Raw genomic sequence first — 7,846 nt, 5'->3', positions numbered from 1 at the left:
GGGGGTGCGGGCAACCCGGCAATAACCAATCCATAAAAAAATCGGTATCAACAAACTTGGCACACTATTGAGTTCTCAAACAACAGAAGCAATTCGAATACTCATCGGAATCTTTCATTCCGGCTTTCTTCGCTGCGATGTTTCAATCTTATTTCATCCGATTTCACTTTGCAAATCCGGGAATTTATCCCGAATTCACTTTCATGAATCGAATTCCCTCCAAAGGGACTGCAAATAATCCGATTTCCTGGCATTTGCCGGAGGCGGATTCTTCACAATCAATGGGAGGCCGTTGCCCCTCAGTGGCGGCAACCCAAGAAACACTACACGCCTCCCCGCGGCTGCGCAAGTCAGCTGCGGAAAGGCGTGCAGTTACGTGTCGGCAGGGCGGGCGCGATATTCGGTCAGGCGTTCACTTCCACGGTGGCCAGGTTCTTCTTGCCCCGGCGGAGCAGGAGGTAGCGGCCGTGGAGCAGTTGGCCCGGGGCGATGACGGCGTCGGGGTCGGTCACCTTGGTGTTGTTCACGTAGGCGCCGCCCTCCCCCACCGTGCGGCGGGCGGCAGACTTGCTGTCGGAGAGGCCCGAAGCGACGAGCAGGTCGATGATGCCCAGGCCGTCGGCGTCGATCTTTGCGGACGGCAGCTCAGCGGTGGCCGCTGCAAGGGTTGCTTCGTCCAGGACACTGAGGTCGCCGTTGCCGAAGACTGCGGCGGAGGCGGCGATGACCTTCTCGGTTGCGTCGACGCCGTGGACCAGGGAGGTGACTTCGTAGGCGAGCTTCCGCTGGCCTTCGCGGGCGAAGGGGCGTTCCGCTACGGATGTCTCCAGGGCCTCGATCTCGGCGCGGCTGAGGAACGTGAAGACCTTGAGGCGGTCGACGACGTCGGCATCAGCCGTGTTCAGCCAGAACTGGTAGAACGCGTACGGGCTGCACATGTGGGCGTCCAGCCAGATGGCATTGCCTTCACTCTTGCCGAACTTGGTGCCGTCGGCGTTGGTGATCAGCGGCGTGCCCAGGGCGTGCACGCTCTTGCCGTCCACCTTGCGGATCAGTTCGGTGCCACTGGTCAGGTTGCCCCACTGGTCCGAGCCGCCGGTCTGCAGCACGCAGCCGTAGTCGCGGTTGAGCTGGAGGTAGTCCATGCCCTGCAGGATCTGGTAGCTGAACTCGGTGTAGCTGATGCCTTCCTCGGAGCTCAGGCGGGAGGCGACGGCGTCCTTGCGCAACATGGTGCCCACGCGGAAGTGCTTGCCGATTTCGCGCAGGAAGTCGATGGCGCTCAGCGGCGCGGTCCAGTCCAGGTTGTTGACCATGCGGGCCGCGTTGTCGCCCTCGAAGCTGAGGAAGCGGCGGACCTGTGCCTGCAGGTAGCCGACCCATTCGGCCACGGTGTCCTTGGTGTTCAAGGTGCGTTCCGCCGTCGGGCGCGGGTCGCCGATCAGGCCGGTGGAGCCGCCCACCAGGCCGAGCGGCTTGTGGCCGGCGAGCTGCAGGCGGCGCATGACCAGGAGCTGCACGAGGTTGCCCAGGTGCAGGGACGGCGCGGTGGGGTCGAAGCCACAGTAATAGGTGATCGGGTCCCCGGCGAGCAGCTTTTCCAGTTCCGCCTCATCGGTGGAAACGTGGACAAGGCCGCGCCATTTGAGCTCCTGCCAGATGTTGGCGAAGCCCGGGTCGTTGTGCTGGGACTCGAGGTTGTTTACGTGTGACACGGCTTCTAAGTTAGCAGGATTGGCGCCCGGTTCCGGTGTCCGCTCCGTTGCCGGCGCCTTAGCGTTCGATTCCTGCCGGCAGCGGCGCCGAGGTGATGAGCCTCAGGCGCTGGGTGGGGCGGGTCATGGCGACGTACAGGTCGCCGACCTTTCCGTGCTCGTGGTTGAGCATGGCAGCCGGTTCCAGGACCACGACGCCGTCGAATTCCAGGCCCTTGGCTTCCTTCGGGCTGATCACGACGATGTCCTGTTCGTAGCTGCCAGCCCCGCTTCCGACGCGGTGGCCGTAGGCGCCGCGCAGGGCGGTGGCTGCCGCGGGCAACAGGGGTCCGTCGGCAATCACGGCGAGCAGGCCGCCGTCGAGCACGTCCAGTTCTTCGGGGAGCACCTCAAGGAGGCGGGAGACGAGATCGTCCTCCGCCACGCGGTCCACAAGCGGATTCCAGCGGCCTTCCCGCACGGCCTTGGGCGCCGAGACGACCAGGCCGGCGCGGTTGGCCATCCGCACGGCGGCCTCGGCGATCTGTGAAGGCGTGCGGTAGTTGACCGTGAGCTCTTCCAGCTGCCAGCGGTCACCGAACGACGGCGCGAGGGCGCCGTGCCAGGAATTGGCACCGGCCGAGGCGCTCGTCTGAGCGATGTCCCCGACGATCGTGAAGGACTTCAGCGGGCAACGGCGGACCAGGAGGCGCCACTGCATGGGCGAAAGTTCCTGGGCTTCATCGACCACGATGTGCCCGAACGCCCAGGTGCGGTCGCTGACGGCACGTTCGGCGGCGGTGAGCCGCGTTTCGCGTTCCTGGTTCTGTTCGGCCAGTTCCTCCGCGGTCATGAGGACATTGACGCCCATGGCTTCCATGTTGGCCAGGGTCTGCTTGGCGTTGGCGAGATCGCGGGCACGGTCCTGTTCCTGCTGGGCCAGTCCGCGGCCGGCCGCGGCATCCAGTTCGCCCAGGAGCTCGGCGGCCTCGTCGAGCAGCGGAACGTCCGCTTCTGTCCACGGGGCGTCGGCCGGGCGCAGCAGCAGGGCGCGCTGTTCCGGGCTGAGGTCCGGGGTGCAGGCCTCCAGGATGGCGGGCTTGCTGAAGAGCTCGGAGATCAGCTTCTCCGGGGTCATCGGCATCCAGCACAGGTTCAGGGCGATGCGGACGTCCCGGGCGGTGCGGACGTCTTCGGCCAGGTAGGCGCGGTCGGCGTTGTTGCCGAGATTTGCGGCCTCCACCATGTCCGTGAGCTGTTCGGTGAGTTCCCGGAGCAGGATCTTCACGAACGTCACGCGGGCTTCATTGTGCGGCTTGCCGGTGGCCCGGGCCCGTTCGCGGGCACGCTTGACCTGCCTCACCGTGAGCTTGAGTTTGCGGGAATCGACCTCGAGGAGGCGGTCCTCGGCGGGCGTGCGCTGGCGGTTCGCGACGGCGTTCGCGACGACGGCGGCCATGTCCAGGCTGCCCTTCAGCGCGGCGACGGCGGGATCCTCTTCCGGCACGGCGCTGATGCCGGGCATGAGCTTGCCGAGGCTCGTCATGACGACGCCGGTCTCGCCGAGGGACGGCAGCACGCGTTCGATGTAGTGCATGAAGGACGAGGACGGGCCCACCAGGAGCACGCCGGCGGACTTCAGCCGTTCCCGGTGGGTGTACAGCAGGTAGGCGGCGCGGTGCAGCGCGACGGCGGTCTTGCCGGTTCCGGGGCCGCCCTGGACCACCAGCGCGCCGGACATGGCCGAGCGGATGATGCGGTCCTGTTCGGCCTGGATGGTTCCGACGATGTCCGACATGCGCCCGGTGCGCTTGGAGTTCAGGGCTGCCAGCAGCGCGCCCTCCCCCTGCATGGATTCGCTGCCGTCCAGCATGGTGGTGTCCAGGACGTCGTCTTCGATCGCCTTGACCTCGCGGCCCTGCAGGATCAGGTGCCGGCGGCGGCGGACGCCCTGCCGGTCGAAGGCGGTGGCCTGGTAGAAGTGGCCGGCTTCGGGGGCCCGCCAGTCGACCATGAGCCGCTGCAGGTCCGCCGTCGAGAGGCCGATGCGGCCGATGTACTGCGCTTCGCCGGAGTCGAGGTCGAGGCGGCCGAAAACGAGGCGTTCGTCGACGGCGTCGAGCTGGGCCAGGCGGTCTTCGTAGAGGGCCGCGAAGGCGTCTCGTTCGGACACGTTCTGCATGGTGCCCACCGCGCCGGCGCGGCGGACCTGCGCGAGCTGGCTCCGTTTTTCTTCCCGCAGCTCGTCCAGCCGCGCGTAGAGCCCGGCCACGTACTCGCGTTCGTGGAGCAAATCAGCGTCGTGCATCGAAACGTTCCCCTATGTGAAATGACGGACCGTCCATTCTACAGCGCTTTTGCGCAACGCGTGTGAAACGCTCCACCCGCCGGGGTGTCACGAAAAATTCACGCGCCGATAACCTCTGCTGCATTCCCGGCAGCCGGCGCCGGTGCTTAGATGCTGCAATGCAGCACGATGTGGCCCTTGGCCGGCACGGAATCAGCCTGGTTCCGCTCGCCCCCGCGCACGCCCGCGCACTCTTTGATTTCGTCGACGCCGGCATGTGGTCCGGCATGGCGGCCAGTCAACCGCTGAGCTCCGGGGAGCTCGAAGCGCTTTTCGCCTCCCGCATCGCCGACCCCGCGGTGATCGCCTTCGCCGTGGTCGAGCAACGGACGGGTGCCATGCTGGGCACCACCTCGCTCTGCGACTACGATCCGCGCCAGCAACGCCTGGAAATCGGCGGGACTTTCTACGGGCGCCCGTTCTGGGGCAGCCACGTGAACCCGGCCGCCAAGCAGCTGTTGCTGTCCTACGCCTTCGACGTCCTGGGCGTGCACCGGGTGGGGTTCCGCTGCGATGCCCGGAACACGCGCAGCGCGGGGGCTATCCGGCGGCTTGGCGCCAGCTACGAAGGCACCTTGCGCGGGCACCGTTTCGCGCCCGACGGCGGCCGCTGCGACACCGACGTGTATTCGATCCTCAGCCACGAGTGGCCGCCGCTGCGCGACGCTTTGTTGGAGCGGCTGATGCCGTTCGAGCAGCCGGCGCAGCAGCCGCCGGCCCCGGCCACCGGTTCCTGCCTGCTGGCCGGCTAAGGGTTCTCCTGCCCCGGATCCGGTCCCGGGCCGCCGCTGGCCGGTTTGCGGACCTTGCGGACGGCCGGCTTGTACTTCGACACGGTGGGGTCCCCGGCGATCCAGAAACGCCAAGGATACTGGTGGGTTCCGCCATCACCGGCAACCCCCACCCGGGGCCCGCTTGCGAGCAGTTCGGGCGGGACCGGCGTCGCGGGCAGCAGCAGCCCGTACGGTTCGGCCAGCGCGTCGTTACCGCTGTCCGCCGTCGTCAGCCCCAGGACGGTGGCGAGCCGGGCGGGACCGCTGGCGAGGTCCGTGTCCGAGCGCGACGCAGGGCGGCGGGCGCGGGCGAGCTCCAGCCCCTCGACCACCTCGCCGGCGCGCAGCAACAGTGCGGAGGCCACGCCGTCGGGCCCGCAGACGATGTTGGAGCAATAGTGCATGCCGTACGTGAAGTAGACGTAGAGGTGGCCGGCCGGGCCGAACATGGGCGCATTCCGCGGGGTCCGGCCGCGGAAGGTGTGCGAACCGGGATCCGGGTGGTGGGAGTCGTGCGGGCCAAGGTAGGCCTCCACCTCGGTCAGGCGCACCGAGACCATGCCCTGGCTTGAGCGATGGCTGAGCACCGCGCCGAGCATCCACGGAGCCACCTCGCGTGGATCCGCGGACAGCATCTCCCTGATGCCGGGAGCCTCCTGGCCGGTCATGTGCCGACCCTAACAGAGCCCTCGCGGCCGTGTCCGATTTCCGCTAGAAAGCCGGACGCAGGGCTGGCAGCATGGAGCCATGGACTTCTGGCAGCGCTACCGGGCCATCGATGCGCGCGACACGCGTTTCGATGGCCAGTTCGTCACCGCCGTGCGTTCCACCGGCATCTATTGCAGGCCGTCGTGCCCGGCGCGCACGCCCAAGGCCGCCAACGTGACCTTCTTCGAGACCTCGGCCGCGGCGCATGAAGCCGGCTACCGGGCGTGCAAGCGCTGCCTGCCGGAAGCCGTGCCCGGGACGCCGGCGTGGAACCTGCGGTCCGACGTGGCGGGCCGGGCCATGCGGCTGATCAACGACGGGGTGGTGTCCCGCTCCGGCGTCGAGGGACTGGCCCGGCAACTGGGCTACTCGGCCCGGCAGCTGAACCGGATCCTCAGCGAAGAGCTCGGCGCCGGGCCGCTCTCCCTGGCACGGGCCAGCCGGGCGCAAACGGCCAGGACCCTGCTGGTCTCCACGGACATGCTGCTCGCCGACGTCGCGTTCGCCGCCGGCTTCAACAGTGTGCGGCAATTCAACGACACGGTCAGCGAAGTCTTCGCGCTGACGCCAAGCGCCGTGCGGGCCACGGCCCGCCGCACCGGCAAGCCCGCGGCGGCATCGGCGCTGAGCGTGAAATTGCCGTTCCGTGAACCGTTCGACCCGGGGATCTTCAGCTTCCTGGCCGTCCGCGCCGTGCCGGGAATCGAGCACGCGGAAGCGCCCGACGGCGGCGTGTTCAGCTATGCGCGCACCCTGCGGCTGCCGCGTTCGGCTGCCCGTTTCCGGGTGGAGTTCGACGCCGGCAGCACGGCTTCCGGCCCGGCTTCCCGCGCGCTGACCCTCTCGGTCAGCAGCATCGACCTGCACGACCTGCCGGTCCTGCTGAGCCGGGTGCGCCGCCTGTTCGACCTCGACGCCGACCCGGTGGCCGTGGACGAAGTGCTGGCCCGCGATCCGCGGCTCGGCGCCTCCGTGCGGGCGGTTCCCGGGATCCGGCTGCCGGGTGCTGTGGACCCCGCGGAGCTCCTGATCCGGGCGATGATCGGCCAGCAGATCACCGTGGCGGCGGCGCGGACGGCGCTGACCGGCCTGGCGGCGGCGGGGACGGTGTTGCCGGACGGCGCTGTGCTTTCGGACCCGGACGGGCTCGACCGGCTATTCCCGACAGCGGCGCAGATCGCGGACGCCGGCGGAGAACTGCTGCGCGGGCCGCGCCGCCGCATCGACTCGGTACTCGCCGCGGCCCGGGCAATGGCTTCCGGGGAGCTGGACTTCGGCTACGGCGACGACCACCGGACCCTGGCCGCGAAGCTCCTGCCGCTGCCCGGCGTCGGGCCCTGGACGGTGGGGTACGTCGCGATGCGGGTGCCCGGCGAACCGGACGTGCTGCTGGCCAACGACGCCGCGGTCCGGAACGGGCTGAAGGCCCTGCCGGCCGGGGACGGCCTGCCCGCGGATTTCGGCAACGTGAGCCCGTGGCGTTCCTACGCCACCATGCACCTGTGGCGGGCCGCTACTTTGCCGCCGGCGCGCCCGACGGCCACGGGAGCAGCTCCGGCAGCTCCACGCCGTCGGCCGCTTCCGTCGCCCGCAGGCTCCCCAGCGTAGGCGTGCGGCCGGCCAGCCAGGCCGCGATGTCGGTGATCATGCCGTTGACGGCGATGGAGCGGGCGCCGGAGCCGAGGGTCAGCTGCGGCAGCGCGAGCGGCTGCAGCACCAGCTTGATGCCGTCCGGGACCCGGGCCTCGAGGAAACGGAACAGGTGCTCGCAGAACGCCCGGCTCCAGGTTTCGGGGCCGAAGCCGGTGCCGAGGTCGCCCGTGTGGATGGTGAGTTCGCGCCAGAGGGCCTGGCCGCCGTCGAACACTGTTCCGTTGCGGTAGCTGATGGGCGCGGACCAGCCGGTTTCATCTGAGGAATCTTCGCCGAGGGCGTCGAACGCCGCCAGGACTCGGGCAATCGCGGTACCGACCGCCTCGCAGTGCTGGGCGGCGTCGTGCCCGGCGGCCAACTCGATGTCGCGGTTCCTGCCCTCGTAGCCGCCGTCGTACAGCTCGACGGTCTCGCCGCGCGCGGCGTACTCCAGCTGGCGGGCCATCGCGTTGGCGATGCCGGCGAGGTGGGCCAGGACATGGCCGCGGCTCCAGCCGGGCAGTTCGGACGGGGCGGCGACGGCTGAGTCGTCCAGCTTGGCGACGACGGACGTGGCGGTGGCGGCTGCTTTGTGGAGCTCGGCCAGGAGTGCCTGCGGCGTGATCTCGGTCATGCGGCCATGCTATCGGAAGAGTTAAGGCCGGTTAACGCAGAACAGGGCGGCGTTCCAG

General features: G+C 68.8%; 6 protein-coding genes. 2 read left to right on the top strand and 4 right to left on the bottom strand.

The genetic code is table 11. The features are described from left to right. Nucleotides 1-404: 404 nt before the first annotated feature. Nucleotides 405-1,715 (bottom strand): tyrosine--tRNA ligase, encoded by a 1,311-nt coding sequence (gene tyrS, locus D3654_RS13575; protein ID WP_120522019.1) that lies wholly within the window; start codon nt 1,713-1,715, stop codon nt 405-407. A gap of 58 nt (nt 1,716-1,773) precedes the next feature. Beyond that, nucleotides 1,774-4,002, bottom strand: a complete 2,229-nt coding sequence (locus D3654_RS13570; RefSeq protein ID WP_120522018.1) for a HelD family protein — start codon at nt 4,000-4,002, stop codon at nt 1,774-1,776. Nucleotides 4,003-4,160: 158 nt separating this feature from the next. Here D3654_RS13570 and D3654_RS13565 point away from each other — a divergent pair, with 158 nt between their 5' ends. Then, nucleotides 4,161-4,793 (top strand): GNAT family N-acetyltransferase, encoded by a 633-nt coding sequence (locus tag D3654_RS13565; protein WP_120522017.1) that lies wholly within the window; start codon nt 4,161-4,163, stop codon nt 4,791-4,793. Here D3654_RS13565 and D3654_RS13560 read toward each other — a convergent pair. Next, nucleotides 4,790-5,482 carry a DNA-3-methyladenine glycosylase gene (locus D3654_RS13560; RefSeq protein ID WP_120522016.1) on the bottom strand — a complete coding sequence of 231 codons (693 nt, stop codon included), beginning with the start codon at nt 5,480-5,482 and terminating at the stop codon, nt 4,790-4,792. The genes D3654_RS13565 and D3654_RS13560 overlap by 4 nt on opposite strands. Before the next feature lie 79 nt (nt 5,483-5,561). On the opposite strand from D3654_RS13560, the gene D3654_RS13555 reads away from it, so the two are divergent. Further along, nucleotides 5,562-7,130 carry a DNA-3-methyladenine glycosylase 2 family protein gene (locus D3654_RS13555; RefSeq protein ID WP_120522015.1) on the top strand — a complete coding sequence of 523 codons (1,569 nt, stop codon included), beginning with the start codon at nt 5,562-5,564 and terminating at the stop codon, nt 7,128-7,130. Here D3654_RS13555 and D3654_RS13550 read toward each other — a convergent pair. Next, nucleotides 7,036-7,788 (bottom strand): maleylpyruvate isomerase family mycothiol-dependent enzyme, encoded by a 753-nt coding sequence (locus D3654_RS13550; RefSeq protein ID WP_120522014.1) that lies wholly within the window; start codon nt 7,786-7,788, stop codon nt 7,036-7,038. The two genes, D3654_RS13555 and D3654_RS13550, sit on opposite strands and share 95 nt — an antisense overlap. Nucleotides 7,789-7,846: the final 58 nt, after the last annotated feature.

This window comes from Arthrobacter celericrescens (assembly GCF_003614925.1).
GTDB lineage: Bacteria > Actinomycetota > Actinomycetes > Actinomycetales > Micrococcaceae > Arthrobacter > Arthrobacter celericrescens.
Note: the sequence above shows the minus strand (reverse complement) of the source record. Positions and strands in the feature narration are given on the sequence as shown.

Bases quoted from the DNA above. Each gene is read 5' to 3' on its own strand.
- D3654_RS13570 (WP_120522018.1), bottom strand. From the start codon at position 4,002: ATGCACGACGCTGATTTGCTCCACGAACGCGAGTACGTGGCCGGGCTC.
- D3654_RS13565 (WP_120522017.1), top strand. From the start codon at position 4,161: ATGCAGCACGATGTGGCCCTTGGCCGGCACGGAATCAGCCTGGTTCCG.
- D3654_RS13560 (WP_120522016.1), bottom strand. From the start codon at position 5,482: ATGACCGGCCAGGAGGCTCCCGGCATCAGGGAGATGCTGTCCGCGGAT.
- D3654_RS13555 (WP_120522015.1), top strand. From the start codon at position 5,562: ATGGACTTCTGGCAGCGCTACCGGGCCATCGATGCGCGCGACACGCGT.
- D3654_RS13550 (WP_120522014.1), bottom strand. From the start codon at position 7,788: ATGACCGAGATCACGCCGCAGGCACTCCTGGCCGAGCTCCACAAAGCA.